We start from the raw sequence: 20013 nt of genomic DNA, 5'->3' as shown, positions 1-20013 counted from the left end.
TAAAAAAGCAATAAACTCATTCCTATTATCAGCAATATAAACACAATTTGCAGTAATATGAATTTTGTTTTTTGGGTTTTCATAAAGACAAATGTATGAGGCACCAAGGATATAGAAATACAAAAAAGGGTATCTAAAAATACAGATACCCTTTTTTATCCCTTTAAAATAGCGGATTTCTTAATAAATTACAGATGACCTGAAAAACTTATCCGAAAACTGTGTTGGCGTTTCTCCGTATTTTTTCTGGAAACATTTACTAAAGTATTTGGGATTATTAAATCCCACTTTATAACTCACTTCGGAGACGTTTAATTTGTTTTGTTCTAACAATTGAGCGGCACGTTTCATTCGTATTTCGTGGATAAATTCGTTAGGTGTATAATTTGTCCAGGCTTTAATTTTCAAAAATAACATGGTTCGGCTGACTCCTAATTCGGTACAGAAAAATGGAATGTCGAATTGCTCGTTCGAAATATTCTCCTCTACAATTTTAAAAGCTTTTTTCAGCAGTTCTTCATCCAAAGAAGAAACGGTAATTTCTGAAGGAGTAAAACTGTCTTCATTTGAAAATTTATTTTTCAAACGCTCGGTTGAATTCAGCAGATTTTTAACGCGAAGTTTAAATTCTGTTAGATTAAAAGGTTTACTGATATAATCGTCGGCTCCGCTTTCCAGGCCTTCAAATTTATACACCAGTGAAGTTCGGGAAGTGAGCAGGATAACAGGAATATGACTGGTTTTTAAATTCTCTTTTATTTTTGAGCAAAGCTCCGTACCTACCATTTCAGGCATAATGACATCGCTGATAATTAAATTAGGAACATACTGCAGGGCTTTGTCAAACGCAACTTTTCCATTTTCTGCTTCAATGATATTATACTCCTCTTTGAGGAGATTTTTCATGAACGAGCGGAGTATCTTATGATCTTCGACAAGTAGAATGGTTTGTTTTTCGTCATTCACTACAAAATCGGCAATATCTTCGCGTTCAGTTGTCTCTGAAGGTTCGAGTTGAGAACTGTATTGCTCGATAGCATCACTGATTTGAAAGTTTTCTATAATTTCATGGTCTAAAAGATGAGATCTGCCCAATGGAAGCGTTACTATAAAAACGACACCACCGGTTTGTTTGTTGCTAACTTCGATGTTTCCTTTGTGTAGTTTTACGATATTTTTTACGATCGAAAGACCAATTCCGGTTCCTTTATTATAGCTTTTCTGCACGTTGTTGTGCATTGGAACTTCGTAAAACAGATCAAATATTTTATCAATATGTTCGGCTGCGATTCCAACTCCGGAATCTTCTACGGTTATAAAAAGATTTTCGTGGTCGTGTGTGATCTTAAGATGGATATTTCCGCCCTTCGGGGTGTAGCGAAAGGCATTGGAGATTAAATTGTAAAAAACACGTTCCAGTTTATAACGGTCAAAGTACAGAGGGATTTCTTCCTCTGTAGATTCGAAAGTGTAGTGGTAACCGCCATCTTTTGCATATTCGATAAAAGAAAGAAAAATCTCTTTGGTGGATTTTACAATATTTCCTTCTGCTGATTCCAGTGTGACCTGATGATTTTCTAGTTTTCTAAAATCCATCAGACGATTGATCAGACTTAAAAGATGATTGGCACTTCCTTCGATAACCAGCAGTTTTTTATACATTTCATTCGTACCGTTGTAATTGGAGAGAATTTGCTGTAAAGGGCCCAGAATTAAAGTCAATGGTGTTCTGAATTCATGTGAAATATTGGTGAAGAAATCGAGTTTGGCGAGATTATTTTCCTCTATTCGTTTGGTTTCTAGATATTCGAGTTCCAGTTTTTGTTTTAGTGCCGCTTTCGATTTCATGATCCAAATCAAACCGTATATCCCCAGTCCAATTAAGGTTCCGTAGAGTAAAAATGCCCAAATACTGCGCCAGGGAGCCGGGTTTACAATGACGGTTAAGGTTGTTGGAACTTTATTCCAGACCCCATCATTGTTGGCGCCGCGAACTTCAAAAATATAGGTTCCGGGATTCTGAATGGCAAAAATAGCTTCGGAACTTTTGGTTGTTGTCCAGTTGTTTTCCAAACCCACCAAACGATAGCTGTATTGGTTGTTTTTGGACCGAATGTAGTTTGGAATTGCAAAATCAATTGAGAAATTGGCTTTGTCGTAATCCAGTGTAATGGTTTTGGTATAGGTGATGCTTTTTTTCAGAATCCCAATAGAATCATTGGGATGTATGGTTTCGTTTTTGATTTTCAAATTGGTAATTAATACTTGAGGAACATAGCGGTTCAGAGAGATTTTTTTTGCATCAAAAAAGGTCACACCAGAAGGACTCCCGAAATAGAATTTATTAGAATCGAGTTTCAGAGCCGAGTTATCATTAAATTCATTGCTAGCCAAACCATCTTTTTGATCGTAGATGACAACTGTTTTCTGAATGGTATTGTACTTTATAATACCCTGATTGGTACTGATCCATAGGTTTTTGTCATCGTCTTCAAGGATGGAATGTATAGAAGTAATGATGGTGTTTCCGACTCTTAAATTGATTTTACAAAATTTTTTGCCATCAAAATAATGAAGTCCTTTGGCTTTTGTTCCCACCCAGATTTTTTTCTGACTGTCTTGAAATAACGTTAGAATATCGTCACCGGATAGGGAAGAGGAGTCAAAAAAGTAATGTTTGATGCTGTATTTTTTTGAAGTGGAATTATGTAACGGAATGTAGTTCAACCCGTTTTGAGTTCCGATCCAGATTCCTTTTTTTTCATCCATCAGCATCGTTCGCACAATGTTGTTGGTTAAATACTCCGGTTGGGTAGTATCGTTTCCGATGACTTCAAAGGTTTTGGAAAGGATGTTGTACCGAATCAGACCTTTTCCAAAAGTGCCAATCCAGAGAATGTCGTTACCTTCGGCTTTGATCGAATATACGCCGGATTCTTTAAGTAAAGTGTTTAACGCAGGCGCGATTCGGTGGTCTTCAATTTTTTTTGAATTAATGTTGTAGGCAGACAGACCTTTCGAGAAAGTTCCGATCCATAAAATATTAGCGGAAAGACACATGGATTTAATATCATTTTTGACGTTTTTGCCACTTTGACTGTTGATATAACTAACTGCTTCGGTGTTTCTGTTGAAAATCGTGATGCCGCCACCTTCTGTTCCAAAGTAGACATTGTGATTATTATCAGTAACAATCGAACTTACCACATCAAAACTCATAGGAATCTTTTTAGAATTTTGATTGTAGTTGGAGAAGTTAACATTTGAAATGTCCCAAATGTTTACGCCTTTGTAGTAGCAGCCAATCCACACGGAGCCTTTTCGGTCAATAAATATCGATTTTACCTTATCAATTCCGTTGCTGTTGTTATTGCTGTTTATTTTTTGGAGGCTGCTGTCTTTTGCTAAAATGTAGATTCCGTCGTAAGTACCAATCCATAAAGAACCCTGTTTGTCGATTGCCAGTGATCGGATATCCGTATTGATTTCGCTGTATTTTTCATCAGGTAAAAAGGAAACAAATGCATTGGCATTTTTGTCCAGTTTTAGAAGGCCTTTGTTTTTTGTTCCCACCCACAAATTACCCGAAGCATCTTCTGTGATGGCGACAACATTCAGCTGGTCTACGGAATTTAAAGGATAATTTTTAAAGATATATTTCCCATTTTTTCTGCTGATAAGTTTGCATAAACCTTTGGTGGTTCCGATCCAGATTTCGCCTTTTTTGCTTTTGTGTATCGTGATAATATTGTTGCTTGGTACCGTTGTATCATCAGTATCTGAGTGAAAAACCGAAGTGAATCTATTTGTCTTTTTGTTGTAAATAGTTATTCCTTTTGAAGTCCCAAACCACATTTCATCTCCAATTTCTTTGATCGACCAGATAGCATTACTGCTTATGGTGTGATTGGTTTTGGTATGTAAATATCGCGTAAAACGATTATTGACCGGATCGTAACAGTTGAGCCCGTTGTAGGTTCCCACCCAGATTTTTCCTGTATTGTCTTCTTCAATGGATAAAATATCATTGTTGCTGATCGAATGTTTATTGGTGACATCATTCCTAAAAATGCTGAATTTACTTCCATCATATTTATTGAGTCCGTCACGGGTACCCAGCCACATTTGTCCCAGTTTATCCTGATGAATTACAATAACAGAACTCTGCGAAAGCCCGTCGGTGGTCGAGATGTTTTTGAGACGGTATTTATTTTGGGAAAGTAGATTTCCGGAAATAAAAAAGAGTAGTAGAAAGGCTATTTTGTATTTCATAGCGGTTTTTTTTAGGTGCAAAGGTTCAAAGGTGCAAGGAGCAGAGGTTCAGAGACTCAAAGTTTTTTCTCGTTGTTATGTCATTTCGACGAAGGAGAAATCTCCGTAAGTAACTCCGTAACTAGAGTCCATTCTTTGTCGAGTTTCTAGTGCGATTTCTCCTTCGTTGAAATGACAGACTGTATGTTTAATATTTACTTAAAAAAAGCTCTGCGACTCTGTGAGATTATTTCCTCACGCGCTTTTGCAATTGATAATCATATAGGGAAGGAATTTTACTCATAGGCGTATTTAAGAATTCAACATATGCGTCGGGTTCATATTTTACCTCAAATTTGGCATTACCATTTACACCTATAATCCGGGCAAATGGACCGTCTTTCATGCCGTACAGCAAGATTGGTTTGGTTATTTCAGTCGGGTTTTCAACCTGAACATTCAGATTCCAGAACGTACTAAATGGTGCATGTGAAGGCTTCCAGTAATCGGCGCCTCCGCCTCCAAACAAATAATAACTGTTATTTTTGTCCGGTTGTATATGTACCGTGATATGATCGAATAAGTTTTGATGATTGGCTCCTGAATGTTGATCCAAAAGGGCATCGGCAAAAATCTCACAGTTTTGATAGACGTTTTTTGTTGCAAAAGTGTTAAAACTCAAAGGATGAATCGCTTTGTTGTAAATTTTAAGATTCCTGACCAACACATTATGCACACCGCCTAAAGTGACGGTGTAATGGGACAAATGTGGCCCTTCGGTAACAATATCCTGAATGGTAACATTGGCAATCTCCTCGGCCAGAATTCCACTATCGGCATTCGTAATGACCACATCTTTGACCCAGCTATTGAAAAGTCTTGTTAAGAATAGGGCATTGTTTCCGGGTTCTACATGATGCGCGACTCTCGGAATATCCGGAAAGGTGAAACGAAGCTGTTCGATACCAACTTCGCTTAAATGTTTCCACTCCACCAATTGCGCCTGATAGCTTGGTTTTATGCTGATTGTAAGTGGTGTTTTGATGGTAATTTTCGAACCTGCTATTTTAGTGATTTCAACCTGTTGCCTGACGATCGGCAGTTTTGGGAATTTCCAATGATGAGAGCCCGGTTTAACAGGAGCACCCTGATATAAGTCTTTTATGATTTCACCATTTTCGCCGCCTTTATTGAAAAGTTGTAACTCGAGTATGTCGCCAACTTTGATTCCTTTTACTTCCGAAACGGTGATGATGTGCTGGCCCATTGTCCCGGAATTTACTTTTGCCAAAGGATTTGGAGTAGGTTCGTATTTATCGAGATAAGATTTTACTCGTTCCTTCGGAATTTGGGTCCAGACGATTCCGCCGGACCAGGCATATTGCGAGAAAGGAAGGTCGACGTTGTTTTCGGGTTCGCGTTGCCTTTTATCAAATGTGGTTAAATATTCACGAAGTTCTGTCAAGGATTCCGGATCTTTGAAATACATCATGGGTCTCGGACAGTAAATTTCGGTTCCTTTTTCACCTGATCCCATACCGCGAAGTATAAAATTGCTTCTTTCCAGGTATAAAACAGCACTCAGAATAATTCTTCCGGCAGGCAGTTGTAAAATGACATTGCCCTGAACGTCATTTGCTGCTTGTATGGCCTTTAATAAGGCTTTTGAATCGTCTAGTCCATCATTTGCTTTTACGCCATAATCGGTGGCGTTAATGACTTTTCCTGATGTTTCCGGAATTGGGCTTTCGCCAAAATGATATCCTGCATAGCTGAAATCAGGAAGATAATTGTTTTTTGAATCGGTTAGTATTTTTGGAGTCTGTTGGCTAAATGCAAAGCCAGATACAAAAAAACTGCAGCAAATCAGGATGGTTTGGGTATTCATGGTTGTGGTTATTTTGGTTAGGTAGTTTCTCGCAAAGTCGCGAGGGCGTAAAGGTTTCTGTTTTGTAGGATGTAGCGTTTATGTACCGGTTTTTACTAATTAAATTCTTTTTAGACATGCATAAAAAACTTTGCGCCTTTACGCCTTCGCGAGATTATTTTATAAAGACTTCACAATCCCCATTTCTAATCCTCTCAATTCGGCCAATCCCCTTAAACGGCCAATGGCAGAATATCCGGGATTTGTTTTTTTATTCAAATCGTCGAGCATTTGATGTCCGTGATCCGGACGCATGGGCAACTGGCTGTTGTTTCTTTTTTCAACTTCCAGAATCGCTTTTACAACTTCATACATGTCTACATCACCCTCCAGATGGTTGGCTTCGTAAAAGCTGCCCTCAGCATTTCTCTGAGTGCTTCTCAGGTGAATAAAGTTCATTTTGTCGCCATGACGTCTTACGATACCGGGCAAGTCATTGTCGACCCTCACTCCATAAGAACCGGTACACATCGTAAACCCATTTGATTTTGAGTCAACAGCAGCCATCAGATCGATTAAATCTTCTTCGGTACTAACAACTCTCGGTAATCCCAGAATCGGGTAGGGCGGATCGTCAGGGTGTATGGCCATAAGAACACCTTTACTTTCGGCAATCGGAATAATTTGTTTTAAAAAGAAGAAAAGATTCTGTTTTAGCGTTTTTCGGTCAATTTTATTATAAGCGCTTAACGTAACCAGAAAATCTTCTACGCTATAAGCTTCTTCGGCACCCGGAAGTCCTGCGAGGATGTTTTGCTGTAGTTTTACTTTATCGGCCGCTGTCATGGCTTCAAAGTATTTTGTCGCTTTTTTAATTTGATCTGCGGAGTATTCTTTTTCAGCTCCGGACCTTTTCAGAATAAACAGTTCAAAAGCCGCGAAAGCATTAATATCAAATCGTAATGCTTTTGAGCCATCAGCAACTTCATAGGCTAAGTCGGTTCTGGACCAGTCTAAAACGGGCATAAAATTATAACAAATGCATTTGATGCCGCACAAAGCCAGGTTTACAATGCTTTCTTTGTAATTTTCAATGTATTGCAGGTAATTTCCGCTTTGTTTTTTAATGTCTTCGTGTACCGGAATACTTTCGACAACAGACCATGTTAATCCTGATGTCCCTTTTTTAGGATCACCATTTTCATGTTCAATTTCAACTTTTCGTTTTAAAATTTCGTCAATACTCCAAACTTGTCCGTTGGGAATATGGTGTAATGCGGTTACAATTCCGGTGGCTCCAGTTTGTTTAATATCTTGTAAAGAAACCGGGTCATTTGGTCCGAACCATCTTAACGTTTGTTCCATTCTTTAAGTGTTTTATAAGTTTTCTACATGATTTTGAATAGCAGGTAAGCGTTTATTTTCTGTTTTAAATACTGGTAGCGGCAAATCCTCCATCTACTTTTAAAATCGTTCCTGTTACAAATTTTGACATGTCGCTGCACAAAAACAAAAGGGCTCCATCGATGTCTTCCGGAGTTCCAAACCTTCCCATTGGAGTATGTTCGATTATTTTTTCGCCTCTTGGGGTTAGTTTTCCTTCCGGAGTCAATAATAGAGATCGGTTTTGTTCTCCTATAAAAAAGCCGGGTGAAATAGCATTAACACGTATTCCTTCACCATATTTAGACGCCAGTTCGACAGCCATCCATTGCGTAAAATTGTCAATCGCAGCTTTTGAAGCGGAGTATCCTACCACTCTCGTTAAAGGCCGTTGTGCCGATGCCGATGAGATATTAATGATAATTCCTTGTTTCTGTTGGGCAAAAAGTTCCGAAAATACTTGTGACGGTAACATCGTTCCAATAATATTCAGGTCGATTACTTTTTGCAAATCTTCGGATTGTAAATCATAGATCGCCTGATCTGGTCTGATGGTGGCTCCCGGCATGTTTCCTCCCGCTGCATTTATGAGAATGTCGAGACGGCCGTATTTTTCTACAATAAAATCTCTGGCTTTTTCCAGTTCTTCTTTATTTAAAACATTCGCCTGAATGGCAAAAGCTTTTCCGCCACTACGTTCTATTGTCGCTACGCTGGCATAGGCTTTTTCAATAGATTGGGAGACAATTCCCGTAATAACACCTTGTTTGGCTAGGACGTTCGCAAAATTACTTCCCAATACTCCGGCACCACCTGTGATTAAGGCAATTTTTCCTTTAAGATTAAATATTGAATCCATATAAAATTTTATGATTTATACTGTTTTTGTCTCATGAACAAAAAAGTGTTTTTAAATAGGGCTGAGGTTATTTGTTACCGTCTGATCGTTTGGATTATTTCGAGAGCTTTTTTCGATTTCCTCATAATTCTGTTGAGCAATACAACGCATGAATCCTTTGTTAAGCAATAACATCAATGACGTTTTGAATGGTAATCCTATTTTTATTTTTTTACTTTAATCACAATTTTTTTAAGTGCTCCTTCACCAATCATTGCCGCATGAACATCTTCGGGAAACAAAATAGCAAACTGTTTTTCCTGTAATTCAAAAAACATATCCGGTTTGTCATAAAAGAAACGAACATCGCGTTCGTCATTATAATCTCCGTTCGGACTAACGCATTTTTCTCTGGGTTTCCATGCAAAAGTCTCCGGTCCTTTGATCGAAATTTGGATGTCAATATTTTTATCATGACATTCAAATCCTTTTATACTTTCTTCTTTGGTTGTGCCTTCGCCAACAATTACGATTACTTTTAAGCCTTCGCCAATTTCAAAAGCACCTTCTTCAAGAGTACTGATGTCATTTTGGTTTACGTAGTCGAATGCTTTTTTAAAATTAGCATGCAGGCTGTAATATTTCGCCGCGTTTTGTAATGAATCTACAATCATTGTTATTTGGTTTTTATGTTTTTTTAAACTCCTGAATTTATCCCCGATTGGATTGATTTAGAAGCGATTACTAATTTGTTTTTTACTTTATGTGGCTTGTTGTAAAACACTGGTAATTATATTGTTATGCTCTGTTTTGATTCTGATGTCAGTAAAGGTCAAAAGAGAAGTTTTTAACTACTAGTCTGACTTTAGCAGATCAAAAAAAATACTCTTAAATCCGTTAAAAATGCAAATCGTACTATTATTTTTACTTAATGTTATGATTTTTTAATACACATGTGTATATTTGCGTGTGCGCACACGGTATTTTACAAATGTATATAAAAAGTTAGGTAAAACAACTCGTTTTTGATAAAAAAAATATTAATTTGAAGTGATTAGTAAAATCATTTAACTTAAAAATAAGCAATATCATAACTATAAAAAAAATCGCGGAACTGGCTAACGTTTCCCCAGGAACTGTTGACAGAATCATCCATAATCGGGGGCAGGTTGCTCAGGAAAATGTAGATAAAGTAAATGCTATTATCGAGGAGTATGGCTACAAACGAAATATTTTGGCCAGTAATCTGGCGTTGAATAAAAAATTTCATTTTGCAGTATTTTTACCTCAGTATGAAAATCTGGAATACTGGAAAAGTCAGATTGCGGGTATAGAAAAGGCAGCGATGGAGTTCGGCAAATTCGGCATTGTTCTGGACTATTTCTTATATGATTTTAATACTACTTCCTTTAAAGAGGCTGTCAAAAAAGTATTGAATTTTGAATGTGATGGTTTATTGTTTGCTCCTATTTTCTATGAAGAGTCTATTCAGTTCCTGACAGAATATAAGAAGACAAGTATTCCGGTAGTGATGATTGACTCTAATATTGATTCCGGTACAGCTCATGCTTACATAGGGCAGGATGCTTTTCAGAGCGGTTATTTAGCAGGAAGACTGATTAGTTTTGCAGTAAAAAACGAAAGACAGGTTTTGATTTTTAAGATTACCAGAGAGATCGAAAGTACCTCGGTTTACTTGCAACGTATTGCTGGATTTCATTCGTTCTTTAAAGATCAGGAGCATCTTAAGAATTTTAAATTTTCAGAAGTGACCCTAAAAGATTCCGGAATCGATCAATTGAATTTGGATATGTTTGAAGGAATTAACAGTGTTTTTGTACCGAATTCGAGAGCGTACATCGTTGCCCGATTTTTAGAAGAAAACCATATAACAGGCGTTCGGATAATTGGTTATGATTTATTGGAAAAAAATATCGAATACCTGAACAAAGGTGTAATTGACTTTTTAATCAACCAAAGACCGGAAGAGCAAGGTTATATGGGGATTCATTATTTGTATAAAAAATTGGTCTTACAGGAAGCAGTAGAAGAGACGCATTACATTCCGTTAGAAATTATTTTAAAAGAAAATTATGTACCAACAAACCGGAAAGGTTCTTAAAATCGGTTCTATAGATTTTTTTAGTAAACCGGACAGGTTTTTGAAACTTGTCCGGTTTGAAAATAGGTTAAACCTTTAGAAAAAGAATTATTTTTTGACCCTCACCAAAAGTGGATTATTTATTTTTTTAGCAAACGTACTCAAATAAGCTTCCCATTCTTTTTTCGTCTGAAACGGACTTCCTTTTTTCCATCCGAAACCCGAGTAGTAAATCGCCTTATTGTTTTTTACTTCGATATTTCCATAAAGGTTACTAAGATCTTTTCCATCGGTAACATGGTGGTCAAAACCTGTTAAGGTATTCTTTGTAGTAACAATTCCTGTTCCGATTTCAGAATCGTCAATGGGCTCCCAATAACTTATCCAGCCTTCTTTGGTATTGGTTTCTATTGTTCCTTTTTTATCGTGTAGTGTTAGTCCTGCCGCCACGGATTTTGTTCCTGTAATGCTAATTTCAAAACGGGACAGGTAACTTCCGTAATCCAGGCTAATGAGTTTAGATTCGGTAATTTTGTTGCCTCTCGCATCCCAATTGGCATAAGTCAGGACAAAACTGGTTCTGAGAGGGCCTGTGGCAGTGGTTTTCCAGCTGATGAAATTTTTAGAAAAATAGTATTTGCCATCAACTTTAACAGCTATTCCGCCTACACCGCGACTGTCGCCTACATGAAAATTGTCTAAACCTTCGCCGGTATCTTTGTGATACGTTCCGGTTCCGTTAGTTGCTTTTTCGTACCATTTATTGATAATAGGATACTCAACCCTTTTGAGCCAGGCATCGATTCCGCTGGTTAGCGTTCCACCGGGAATCTTGTCTTCCACCATTTTCTGGGCGACAGGACCATAAGTTCTAAAAGCGACTTTGTTATTTTCCCAGGCATAATCATCCGTCCGTTCTGGAACAAATCTAGAATAACAACTTACCGTTGTTTCTTTTGATGGATTTTCGGATACTAAAATTTCAAAATCTTTATGGGAGGAAGCTTTTATTTTGGGCTGAAACAGCAACACATCCATTGTCCCGTCACCATCGTTGTCTACGGTCTGAGTTGTTAAAAGTGTATTGCTGCTGATCTCTTTAACAACGCAATCTTCCAGTTTGACTCCAGTAGGGAAACCGAGAATTTTTTGGGTCAGTTCGATCGTTTCAAATTCACGATCCAGAGGTAGAGAGTTGGTAACAGTAATAATCTTATTTTGGGAATGAACGGCGAAACTATTTGTCAGAATCGCGGTGAAGAGAATGTATTTTTTCAAGATCCAATTTTTTTAATGTTCTGAGATGTTTTTTTTGAAATATAAATTTATAAATGAAATCGAACTTAAAAATACAGATTAGGAGTAATAATGTACAAGTTGTTGTTCTTCAGGTTTTTATTTGATGTAGTGATTTGAACACGCAGAAATATAGATTTCTTTGGTTAGAAAGAATGCAAAAGTGTTTTTTTTTCACGCAGCTATTAATGTGTGTTTTAAATAAGTGAAACGCCTTTTTTGAAGCTTAAAAAACTATGTTTTTATGTGTTAGATAATACTTTTATTAGTCATAACTTAATGGATTATTTATCTTTTTAAACAGATTCCCACTTGCCATTTTGTTTGGCGAGATCAATGGAAAGCTGACCGTATTCGGTCATTAAACCCTCTGCAATCATTCTTTCTGCCCGATCTTTATTGGGTTGACTCCATTTGCTTTTTTTAGGATTTCTGGGAGTAAACGTTAAGTAGTAACTTTCGGGATCCCGTTTTTTGCATAAACTGTCTATCCATCCAAAACACAAAGCTTCTTCTGTAGCTTCGATAAGATTTACACTTTCTGTTTTACTTTTTTTGTGGTATAAAATCAACCAGACTGATTTTTCGATCTGACTGTTTTCCTGCAGCCAATCACGCCATTCTTTTCGGGTTTTGGCATAAACTGCTATTCTTCCGTCTTTTGTTTCCATAAGTTAAGAATTGAAAATGGACCTAAATTTAATGAAATTTAATTGCAAATTGAGGAAAGTTTTAGGGAATTCGAATGGTGTTTTGCAAACAGTCAGCATCTCTGGAGAAACAAAGGCAATGGCCATCAATGTTTTAAACTATAAATTGTGATACACATTGTAAACCTTTGTACCTTTGTTGATTAGGAGGTTTTGGTGTGTAAAAAGTATATATAGATGAGAGTATATGCTATTTGAAATGTAATTTGTAAGTATTTTGGAAAGATCTCTTATTCAGATGTGTGAAAGATAACAAGTCAGGATTAATAACCATTCAAAATAAAATAGTATGATACATCAAATTGATACAACAGACAATATCGTCGCTTTTCGGGCATTGGCAGCGCTAACAACAGGAGATTTTTTAAACGTAGTGATTCCCGCAGTAGAGCATTTAGTAAAGCAAACCAACGAAATCAACTTTTTACTGGTATTGGATACTGATATCGAAAATTTTACATCAGGTGAATGGCTGCAGGAAGCCTTGCTGGGATTAAAACATCTTGGAAAGTGGAATAGAGCCGCCATTATTTCAGACTCTGAAGAGATTATTTCTTTTACTAATGGATTTAGTCATATCGTTCCCGGTGAATTTCATGGTTTTAAAAGAGAATCCTTTAATAAAGCACTAAACTGGGTGGAAGGTAATATTAATATACATTAGAATTTTGCGTCAGGTCTAAGTTCAAAAAAATAGCCTGGAATTCATAAAGAATTGTCTGATTGGACAATACAGTATTCATGAATTCGAGGCTAAACTATTTTTATATATTTTGAAATAAGCTCGATAGTTGTCAGGATCAAAACCTGAAACAAACGAAACCTAATGATTGTATTCGATACCACTACTTACGTTACGATCTCTTTTGGCTTTAGTAGTTTTCGAAATTTGTTTGTAACAAGCTGTTGCCAATAAGGGTACAGCAAGGCTTCCAACTACGGCTGCGGTTTTATTTTGTCCCGCTTTTTTTAAAAGCGCACCTGCTAAAAGTGTTCCTACACCTGCGAAAATCAAATTTTTTACAGAAAGCTTAGAGGCTGGTTTTGGGGTAATTCCGTGTAATAGAGGATCTATAAAATTTAATTTTTCCATGATTATACTAATTTATTTAATTAAACTTGTTTGTTATTTATACAGATAACTTTTACTATCCGTTTCGTTTTTTATCATCTTCTTTTAGATGCAGTCCCAAAAGGCTCCTGCAAATACTTGCTCAAAAAACAAGCGAAAATCCTGCCAGACTATAGCCGCGCCAATCATTTAGCAAAATTTTATAATTATAATAGAGCCATAAGAGAATTGTGACATAATGACTAAAATAATTCTTGCATGTATATTTTATATGACAGTAACCGATGATTTAAAATTACTGCAATTTTGTTAGTTGTAATTATATAGTTTTACTTTTTTATTATACAATTTCATTCCAGTTGTTAATTTACAAAAATAACCGTTAAGTTTAATTTCTTAACGGTTATGGGATATATTTGGCAAAAATTTTAGAGTTTTCAGGTAATTATATTCAATAACGACAATGCCTGTTTCTGTCTTAAGTCATTGTTCCGATTACCATCGCTATTCGGATTATTGTTTTTTGTTGGAGCTATTTTCTACTGTAAAGCACGCCATTTTTTATAGACTTCTTATTCAATTCTCCTTTTGTAGATAATTTTTCTAAGATCTCTTTTGCTTCGGAATAAGAAATATCTAATAAGACGGCATATTCCTTTGGAGCAAGAGTTGGATAAATTTCAAAAAGAGATAATGGATTTTCACTTGTAATTTTTTTCTTTTTGGCTTCAGGATACAGGGCTAACAGCGCATTTTCATAAGAAGCATAAGGTTTAGAGCCATAAACCGTTAATTGATTATTATTTCCGTCAGAGAAAAACAGAGTAGGAAAACCTCTTACACCAAGAGTTCTAGCATAATTTAGGTCTTCCTGAAAAAGAATTTTAGCGGTCCCTTCATAGTCTGATTTTAGCTTTTTTACATCGAGTTCAGCAAGACTGGCAGCTTCAGAAATGTTTTCCCATTTAGCGATGTTTTTCTTTTCCAGATATAATTTTTCCCTAAGAATTCGTATGAATTTTACAGCTTTATCTTTGCTCTGAATTTGTGCTGCTTTCATAGCGATACAAGACGGGTAAGAAGAATCAAGCGGATCTTCAATCCATACATTTCCGTCGATCGGCATTTCGTAATGTAAACTTGCAGCATCCCAATGATGTGCTACATCCGGCGGTTTACTTATTCCGCCGCTATTGTAGGACCAATCCGGGAGTAAACCGCCCATTCGGTAATCAATATCAAGATAAGCACCGTATTCGAGTTTTAATTTTCTCAATTGAGGCTCAATTCCCCAGCAGGAAGAACAGATCGGATCTGTGTAATAAATAATTTTTACAGGTTTATTCTCTGTCGGAATGGTACTGTTTTCATTTGCCTTTTCGTTAGCTGGCATTTCGCATGTTCCGGTTTCGGGATCACATAATAGAGGATTTGTTTTGCTTGTACTCATTTTTGAATTTATTTGCGACTGACAGTTTATACTGCAAATCAGAATTAGTAATAGCGACAGCCTTTTCATAAATAACTGTTTTAAATTTACGCTTCAGTTTTAAATTTTTATAATTTTACTGTAAAGTTCGCTTATCTATAATCACAAGTCAATTAGTCTAAAAAATATGACTACACAAAATAAATCAGAAATAGAGAAGGTATGTCCTGCAGAAGGGCTTCTAAAGTTGCTTTCCGGTAAATGGAAACCACAGATTTTTTTGTTGGCTGTTAATGGTCCTTTACGTTTCAACGGACTTTTAAGAGAAATAAAAGGAGCTAATAAACAATCTATTGCGACAGCACTTCGTGAACTGGAAGAGTTTGGAATTTTAGATAAAAAGGTAATCCAGTTAAAACCGTTGCATATCGAATATAATTTATCTGAGAAAGGAGCGTCTTTAATTCCGGTTTTTAAACAATTGGAGGTTTTTTCTCAAGGATAAAGTGAGGCGTTCATGACATTTTGAATGTCTACTCAAAGCAAACTACTAAAACATATAAGTTATGAAAAAGTTATTATTAATTTTTTTGTTGTTAGTGCAAATTCCTGTAATCTCGGGTAGCAACCAAAGTCAGGATTCTTCGGCTAAAAGAATTGTAGGAACCTGGTTTGCCGATGCAAATAGAAATACAAGATGGGTATTTACCGCAGACGGAAAAGTTTTTAACTACGATAAAAATACCTTCAAAGTAATGTACCGATATACGATTTCAAACAGCTGTCAGAACAATTCAGACGATAGTGCTGAATTTGTAACTTTAATGGATAAGGACGGTGATGAGTTTTGTTTTAGATTGAATGGCGTAAATGAAAATAAAAACGGCATATTATCGATGACGAATATGAGTAATATGGAAGCGCTTTTGTTTGTTAACGATGTAAACATAACAACAGGAAAGTAGCACTTCTAAGAAAATTTTTTACGATTAGTTTTTTCTGGGCCATTTCCACGCCAAAAATACAATTATGGACGTAATGACACTTTCGAAGAGCGCCAGAAAAACATAAAAACTTTTCCATGCTGTTAGCGAGCTAATCGCAATAAGCAACATGATTATGGTAAAGAATATCCCAAACAAAATTTGGAGAAATCTGTTTATTTTTGGCTTTAAAAAAATAGAGAATAACACCATTAGAGGAGGCAGAGCGAGTAGAATAGCTGCAGAAAGTAATTTCATTGGACTGTTTAATAGATTGTCACCACTTACAAGTCCCGCTGTTTTTCCGGGGACGTACAATTCAAAATAATCACCATACAAATAACACAAAGTTACTGCTGCCCAGAGAAAGGCGAGTTTTATTCTGATATTGACTTCGAAATCTTTTAAATTGCTGGTATTCTGATTAGTATCCATATCGTTTTATTTTTTTGTATGACGGAATTTTTACTGTTTTGTTACAATTTACAGCTTTGTGAATTTGATCAAAAGAAAATTTTGCTGGAATCATTAAACTTTTATTAACAAAAAGTAAATTGGCATTCGTTTATATTTGTAAGGCAAAAATAAAAATAGTACCAACGGATATGAAAATCAACGTCTTAAAAATTATTGTTTTATTTGCTTTGTCAGTGAGTGGTTACAGTCAAAACGTAAAGCTGTTAAATATAGATCAGTTAAATGAAAGAATTAAGAACGGAAAAGACAGTACTTATGTCGTTAATTTCTGGGCTACCTGGTGTGCACCCTGTATTAAAGAACTGCCTCATTTTGAAAAGTTAAAAACCGATTTTAAATCAGATAAATTGGTCGTTTTATTGGTAAGTGTCGATTTTAAGTCAAAATTAAGCTCAGCCGTAATCCCGTTTATCAAAAGGAAAAACCTGAAAAATGAGGTTTTTCTGTTAAATGAAAGTAGTCCGCAAGAATATATCGATCGCATTGATCCAGGCTGGTCGGGAAGTATTCCGGCAACATTATTTATTAAAGAGGATAAAAGAAAATTTATAGAATCTGAATTTACCTATGAACAATTATTAACTGAATATAAAAAACTGTAAATTATGAATAAGTTTATTGTCACTGTAACTTTGTTTTTGTTTAATCTCCTGCTTTCGCAGGCTCAGACTACAACACTTAAAGCCGGGGATACCGCTCCGGATTTCAAATTGAAAAACATAGACGGAAAAGAAGTTTCTTTTGCAAGTTTTCCAAAAGCTAAAGGATACATCGTTGTTTTTACCTGTAATACGTGCCCTTATGCGGTGGCGTACGAGCAAAGAATAATTGAACTTGATAAAAAGTTTAAAGCACAAGGTTATCCTGTAATTGCAATTAACCCAAATGATCCTGAAGCTTCAAAAGCGGATACTTTTGAGAAAATGCAGGAGCTTGCGAAGGATAAAAAGTATCCATTTCCTTATTTATTTGATGGAGGACAAAAAATTACCGACCAGTATGGTGCAAAGCGCACGCCGCATCTTTTTATTGTTTCTAAAACCGCTAAAGGAAATGTTGTAGAGTATGTGGGAGCAATCGATAACGATCCGGAAGGAACGAAAACCGAAAAAACAAAATATGCCGAAGATGTAATTGCAGCATTAAAAAGCAATCAAAAACCAGCAATCACTCAAACCAAAGAAATTGGCTGTACCGTAAAAAGAAAAGTGAAAGCTTAATTTTTAAGGATTCCACACTCATAAAAAATACCTCATTTTTGCTGAGGTATTTTTTTATGATATTTTTAAAGTGGTAGGTTTTTATTAAAAACGCTATATTATTTTCTGTTTGCTTTCGCCCTTTCAGGGCTATAGATAGCATTAGTTTAGATCATAGTGCGTTACACCATGTTGGTGCTTTTGGGCTTTCAGCCCATTTTTAGCCGTTTCGAGTGTTTATATTAGAATGAAATAATTTTATAAATTAGAAGTAATAAAATGATGCTTCTATTTTCAATAAAACGCTAGAATTCTAGGGAGTTACGAACTTCGATAACCAGAATAATTTTTAGTAGCCTACGAAATATAGTACGATCTTTAAGACATAAGTATTCGAAACCGTTCGCTCTGAAAGAGCCTTAGCCAAAGCATGTTGCGAAGCATCATGACTAATGGTGATGAATGCCCAAGCCCTGAAAGGGCGTAAGCCAAGACCCCCAAAAGAAAAAAAACACTTGTCTTAATTTTGCAAAGAATTTTCTAAAGTAGAAGTTCTATCGTTAAAACCTTAATATTATCCCTGCTTGCCCACGCCCTTTCAGGGCTATAGGTAGCATTGGTTTAGATCATAGTGCGTTGCACTATGTTAGTGCTTTTGGGCTTTCAGCCCATTTTTAGTCGTTGCGAATACCTATAATAAAATGATGCTTCTATTTGCAATACAATGTTTGAAAACTTAGGAGTTGCTATCGTTAATAAACGGAATGATTTTTAACAGTCCACAATATTCTCTACTAATTCTGTTTTTTGCTGTTCCTGAAGCTCCAGTTCGGCAATGATTTGTTTTTTCATTGTAGTATGAACATAATCTTTGGCTTCGGCATAGGATATGTTGTATTTAAGTGGAATTTCCTGAAGATGAACTGGAAAATCGGTCAGTAATTTATCATAATAGCGATTCAGTTCTTTTTCATTTGGCATTTCAAATTTTAGTTTGATTTGAAACCTTCTAAGCAAAGCTGTGTCAATACTGCTGTAATAATTAGTAGCACAAAGGAGTAAACTGTCTGCAGGGAGGTAATCAATCAATTGAATTATAGTATTAACAAGGCGTTTCATTTCGGCAACATCTTTGTCCTGACTGTCGCGGCTTTTGCCTATCTGATCAAATTCATCCAAAAACAAAACAGCTCTTTCGCGTATTGCTTTATCAAATATTGCCTTTACATTTTTGGAAGTTTCGCCAATTTTGGCGTCGATTATTGTACTCAGGTTCACAATAACAATGTTCTTGTTTAAAGCATTTGCTATAGCTTTTGCGGTAGTGGTTTTGCCACAGCCAGAATGCCCGTGCAATAGTATTTTATGATCTACTTTTAGATTGTACTTTTTTAATTCCTCGATATATTTATGTTCTTTTATGGTCTGAAGCAGTGCCGCTTTATTCTCCGGGCTGAAAAGTAAATCATTCAGTGCTATTTTTTCAGTATCGTTTACAACAAGTTCGTACAGATTCATTTGAGATTTTATTTGGTGCAAAATTAGACTTTATTCTGCAATATTTTCGTTCCAGATTTCTTTTCCTAAAAAACGATTTCCAAAAATTGAAGTCCCAATTCGTATTAAATTTGAACCTTCAGCAATAGCCAGTTCTAAATCTTGCGACATTCCCATTGAAAGCTGTAAGTTCTTGATTCCTTCGATTTTAGAGGTATAAATTTCATCTCTTACTTTTCGGAGTAAACGCAAAGACGGACGCATTTTTTCTTTTTCTACATCTAATAATCCAATGGTCATTAGCCCTTTTATTTTTAGGGCTTCGTAGCGTTTTATTTTTTGAATAAATGAAATCACTTCTGTTGGAGGCAAGCCAAATTTACTTTCTTCAAACGAAGTGTTTACCTGTATAAAAACATCTAGTGTTCGCCCTTCTTTTTGCAATTGTTTGTCTAATTCATTGGCTAGACTCAATCGGTCAAGAGACTGAATACAGGTTACGTACCTAAGAACGTCTTTTACTTTATTGGTTTGAAGATGACCAATAAAATGACGTTCCACCTTCAAATCTTTTAATATCGAATTTTTATCGCGCAATTCCTGCATCTTATTTTCGCCAATGAGCGTTTCGCCTGCTTCGATTGCAATTTGAATGTTATTTGCGGTAACGGTTTTAGTAGCCAGTAACAGCCTGACATCCGACATATTTCTGCAGGAATCTTTACAGGCATTTTCAATACGCTGATGTACCTGTTTCAAATTAAATAGCACTTCTTCTTTCATGAGGACAAAAGTAACCGTAAGGAAATGGATTGAAAAGATCCAGTTTTGAGTATAAGTAATAGTCCAGTTTGGATGTAAACTGGACCAGATTATCCCTATAAATGAAAAAACTGGATTATTTAGAAGG

At 36.0% G+C, this 20013-nt stretch carries 18 protein-coding genes; 6 read left to right on the top strand and 12 right to left on the bottom strand.

The features are described 5' to 3' along the window. Window positions 1-180 precede the first annotated feature (180 nt). The 5 genes from AC3IS6_RS18245 to AC3IS6_RS18225 all read right to left on the bottom strand — a co-directional run bounded on the left by AC3IS6_RS18245 (window position 181) and on the right by AC3IS6_RS18225 (window position 9013). The gene (locus tag AC3IS6_RS18245) at window positions 181-4272 is read right to left on the bottom strand and encodes a hybrid sensor histidine kinase/response regulator (protein ID WP_489161466.1); all 4092 of its coding nucleotides are present in this window, start codon (window positions 4270-4272) and stop codon (window positions 181-183) included. A gap of 226 nt (window positions 4273-4498) precedes the next feature. Further along, a complete protein-coding gene (locus AC3IS6_RS18240) occupies window positions 4499-6139 on the bottom strand; it encodes a hypothetical protein (protein ID WP_489161464.1) in 1641 nt (546 codons plus the stop codon). 159 nt (window positions 6140-6298) lie between these two features. Further along, a complete protein-coding gene (uxuA, locus tag AC3IS6_RS18235) occupies window positions 6299-7483 on the bottom strand; it encodes a mannonate dehydratase (RefSeq protein WP_489161462.1) in 1185 nt (394 codons plus the stop codon). Between the two features lie 64 nt (window positions 7484-7547). Further along, window positions 7548-8360, bottom strand: coding sequence for an SDR family oxidoreductase (locus AC3IS6_RS18230; RefSeq protein WP_489161461.1), 813 nt, complete (start codon window positions 8358-8360; stop codon window positions 7548-7550). A 203-nt stretch (window positions 8361-8563) separates the two neighbouring features. Next, on the bottom strand, window positions 8564-9013 hold the full coding sequence (locus tag AC3IS6_RS18225) for a NanQ anomerase/TabA/YiaL family protein (protein ID WP_489161459.1): 450 nt from the start codon (window positions 9011-9013) through the stop codon (window positions 8564-8566). 404 nt (window positions 9014-9417) lie between these two features. On the opposite strand from AC3IS6_RS18225, the gene AC3IS6_RS18220 reads away from it, so the two are divergent. Further along, window positions 9418-10461: a LacI family DNA-binding transcriptional regulator gene (locus tag AC3IS6_RS18220; RefSeq protein WP_489164929.1), complete on the top strand. Its 1044-nt coding sequence runs from the start codon at window positions 9418-9420 to the stop codon at window positions 10459-10461. A gap of 87 nt (window positions 10462-10548) precedes the next feature. Here AC3IS6_RS18220 and AC3IS6_RS18215 read toward each other — a convergent pair whose 3' ends face one another. Together AC3IS6_RS18215 and AC3IS6_RS18210 are read right to left on the bottom strand one after the other, a co-directional pair. Continuing rightward, window positions 10549-11718, bottom strand: a complete 1170-nt coding sequence (locus AC3IS6_RS18215; protein WP_489161457.1) for a BT3233 family polysaccharide utilization protein — start codon at window positions 11716-11718, stop codon at window positions 10549-10551. 314 nt (window positions 11719-12032) lie between these two features. Further along, a complete protein-coding gene (locus AC3IS6_RS18210) occupies window positions 12033-12407 on the bottom strand; it encodes a YdeI/OmpD-associated family protein (RefSeq protein ID WP_489161456.1) in 375 nt (124 codons plus the stop codon). Between the two features lie 328 nt (window positions 12408-12735). Between AC3IS6_RS18210 and AC3IS6_RS18205 the strand changes: the two genes are divergently transcribed. Then, window positions 12736-13110 (top strand): SpoIIAA family protein, encoded by a 375-nt coding sequence (locus AC3IS6_RS18205; RefSeq protein WP_489161454.1) that lies wholly within the window; start codon window positions 12736-12738, stop codon window positions 13108-13110. 159 nt (window positions 13111-13269) lie between these two features. Here AC3IS6_RS18205 and AC3IS6_RS18200 read toward each other — a convergent pair whose 3' ends face one another. Together AC3IS6_RS18200 and AC3IS6_RS18195 are read right to left on the bottom strand one after the other, a co-directional pair. Further along, the gene (locus tag AC3IS6_RS18200; RefSeq protein WP_173965165.1) at window positions 13270-13539 is read right to left on the bottom strand and encodes a PrgI family protein; all 270 of its coding nucleotides are present in this window, start codon (window positions 13537-13539) and stop codon (window positions 13270-13272) included. Between the two features lie 511 nt (window positions 13540-14050). Beyond that, entirely contained in the window at window positions 14051-14968 is a 918-nt protein-coding gene (locus AC3IS6_RS18195) for a DsbA family protein (RefSeq protein WP_489161452.1), read from the bottom strand. A 166-nt stretch (window positions 14969-15134) separates the two neighbouring features. On the opposite strand from AC3IS6_RS18195, the gene AC3IS6_RS18190 reads away from it, so the two are divergent. Together AC3IS6_RS18190 and AC3IS6_RS18185 are read left to right on the top strand one after the other, a co-directional pair. Continuing rightward, entirely contained in the window at window positions 15135-15452 is a 318-nt protein-coding gene (locus AC3IS6_RS18190) for a winged helix-turn-helix transcriptional regulator (protein WP_489161450.1), read from the top strand. Between the two features lie 61 nt (window positions 15453-15513). Next, window positions 15514-15912, top strand: coding sequence for a hypothetical protein (locus tag AC3IS6_RS18185; protein WP_489161448.1), 399 nt, complete (start codon window positions 15514-15516; stop codon window positions 15910-15912). Between the two features lie 24 nt (window positions 15913-15936). Here AC3IS6_RS18185 and AC3IS6_RS18180 read toward each other — a convergent pair whose 3' ends face one another. Further along, window positions 15937-16365 carry a DUF6326 family protein gene (locus AC3IS6_RS18180; protein ID WP_489161446.1) on the bottom strand — a complete coding sequence of 143 codons (429 nt, stop codon included), beginning with the start codon at window positions 16363-16365 and terminating at the stop codon, window positions 15937-15939. A gap of 170 nt (window positions 16366-16535) precedes the next feature. On the opposite strand from AC3IS6_RS18180, the gene AC3IS6_RS18175 reads away from it, so the two are divergent. Then, a complete protein-coding gene (locus AC3IS6_RS18175; protein ID WP_489161444.1) occupies window positions 16536-17009 on the top strand; it encodes a TlpA disulfide reductase family protein in 474 nt (157 codons plus the stop codon). A gap of 3 nt (window positions 17010-17012) precedes the next feature. After that, a complete protein-coding gene (locus AC3IS6_RS18170; RefSeq protein ID WP_489161442.1) occupies window positions 17013-17627 on the top strand; it encodes a thioredoxin family protein in 615 nt (204 codons plus the stop codon). A gap of 750 nt (window positions 17628-18377) precedes the next feature. Here the strand turns inward: AC3IS6_RS18170 and AC3IS6_RS18165 are convergent. Both AC3IS6_RS18165 and AC3IS6_RS18160 read right to left on the bottom strand, forming a co-directional pair. After that, on the bottom strand, window positions 18378-19124 hold the full coding sequence (locus AC3IS6_RS18165) for an AAA family ATPase (RefSeq protein ID WP_489161440.1): 747 nt from the start codon (window positions 19122-19124) through the stop codon (window positions 18378-18380). A gap of 30 nt (window positions 19125-19154) precedes the next feature. Beyond that, the gene (locus AC3IS6_RS18160; RefSeq protein ID WP_489161438.1) at window positions 19155-19886 is read right to left on the bottom strand and encodes a YggS family pyridoxal phosphate-dependent enzyme; all 732 of its coding nucleotides are present in this window, start codon (window positions 19884-19886) and stop codon (window positions 19155-19157) included. Between the last annotated feature and the right edge of the window lie 127 nt (window positions 19887-20013).

The sequence above is a fragment of the Flavobacterium sp. KH_035 genome (genome assembly GCF_057839565.1).
This window is presented reverse-complemented; position numbering and strand designations above follow the sequence as displayed.

Bases quoted from the DNA above. Each gene is read 5' to 3' on its own strand.
- AC3IS6_RS18185 (WP_489161448.1), top strand. From the start codon at position 15,514: ATGAAAAAGTTATTATTAATTTTTTTGTTGTTAGTGCAAATTCCTGTA.
- AC3IS6_RS18190 (WP_489161450.1), top strand. From the start codon at position 15,135: ATGACTACACAAAATAAATCAGAAATAGAGAAGGTATGTCCTGCAGAA.
- AC3IS6_RS18165 (WP_489161440.1), bottom strand. From the start codon at position 19,124: ATGAATCTGTACGAACTTGTTGTAAACGATACTGAAAAAATAGCACTG.
- AC3IS6_RS18170 (WP_489161442.1), top strand. From the start codon at position 17,013: ATGAATAAGTTTATTGTCACTGTAACTTTGTTTTTGTTTAATCTCCTG.
- AC3IS6_RS18160 (WP_489161438.1), bottom strand. From the start codon at position 19,886: ATGAAAGAAGAAGTGCTATTTAATTTGAAACAGGTACATCAGCGTATT.
- AC3IS6_RS18200 (WP_173965165.1), bottom strand. From the start codon at position 13,539: ATGGAAAAATTAAATTTTATAGATCCTCTATTACACGGAATTACCCCA.
- AC3IS6_RS18245 (WP_489161466.1), bottom strand. From the start codon at position 4,272: ATGAAATACAAAATAGCCTTTCTACTACTCTTTTTTATTTCCGGAAAT.
- AC3IS6_RS18195 (WP_489161452.1), bottom strand. From the start codon at position 14,968: ATGAGTACAAGCAAAACAAATCCTCTATTATGTGATCCCGAAACCGGA.
- AC3IS6_RS18180 (WP_489161446.1), bottom strand. From the start codon at position 16,365: ATGGATACTAATCAGAATACCAGCAATTTAAAAGATTTCGAAGTCAAT.
- AC3IS6_RS18240 (WP_489161464.1), bottom strand. From the start codon at position 6,139: ATGAATACCCAAACCATCCTGATTTGCTGCAGTTTTTTTGTATCTGGC.
- AC3IS6_RS18175 (WP_489161444.1), top strand. From the start codon at position 16,536: ATGAAAATCAACGTCTTAAAAATTATTGTTTTATTTGCTTTGTCAGTG.
- AC3IS6_RS18230 (WP_489161461.1), bottom strand. From the start codon at position 8,360: ATGGATTCAATATTTAATCTTAAAGGAAAAATTGCCTTAATCACAGGT.
- AC3IS6_RS18205 (WP_489161454.1), top strand. From the start codon at position 12,736: ATGATACATCAAATTGATACAACAGACAATATCGTCGCTTTTCGGGCA.
- uxuA (WP_489161462.1), bottom strand. From the start codon at position 7,483: ATGGAACAAACGTTAAGATGGTTCGGACCAAATGACCCGGTTTCTTTA.
- AC3IS6_RS18210 (WP_489161456.1), bottom strand. From the start codon at position 12,407: ATGGAAACAAAAGACGGAAGAATAGCAGTTTATGCCAAAACCCGAAAA.
- AC3IS6_RS18225 (WP_489161459.1), bottom strand. From the start codon at position 9,013: ATGATTGTAGATTCATTACAAAACGCGGCGAAATATTACAGCCTGCAT.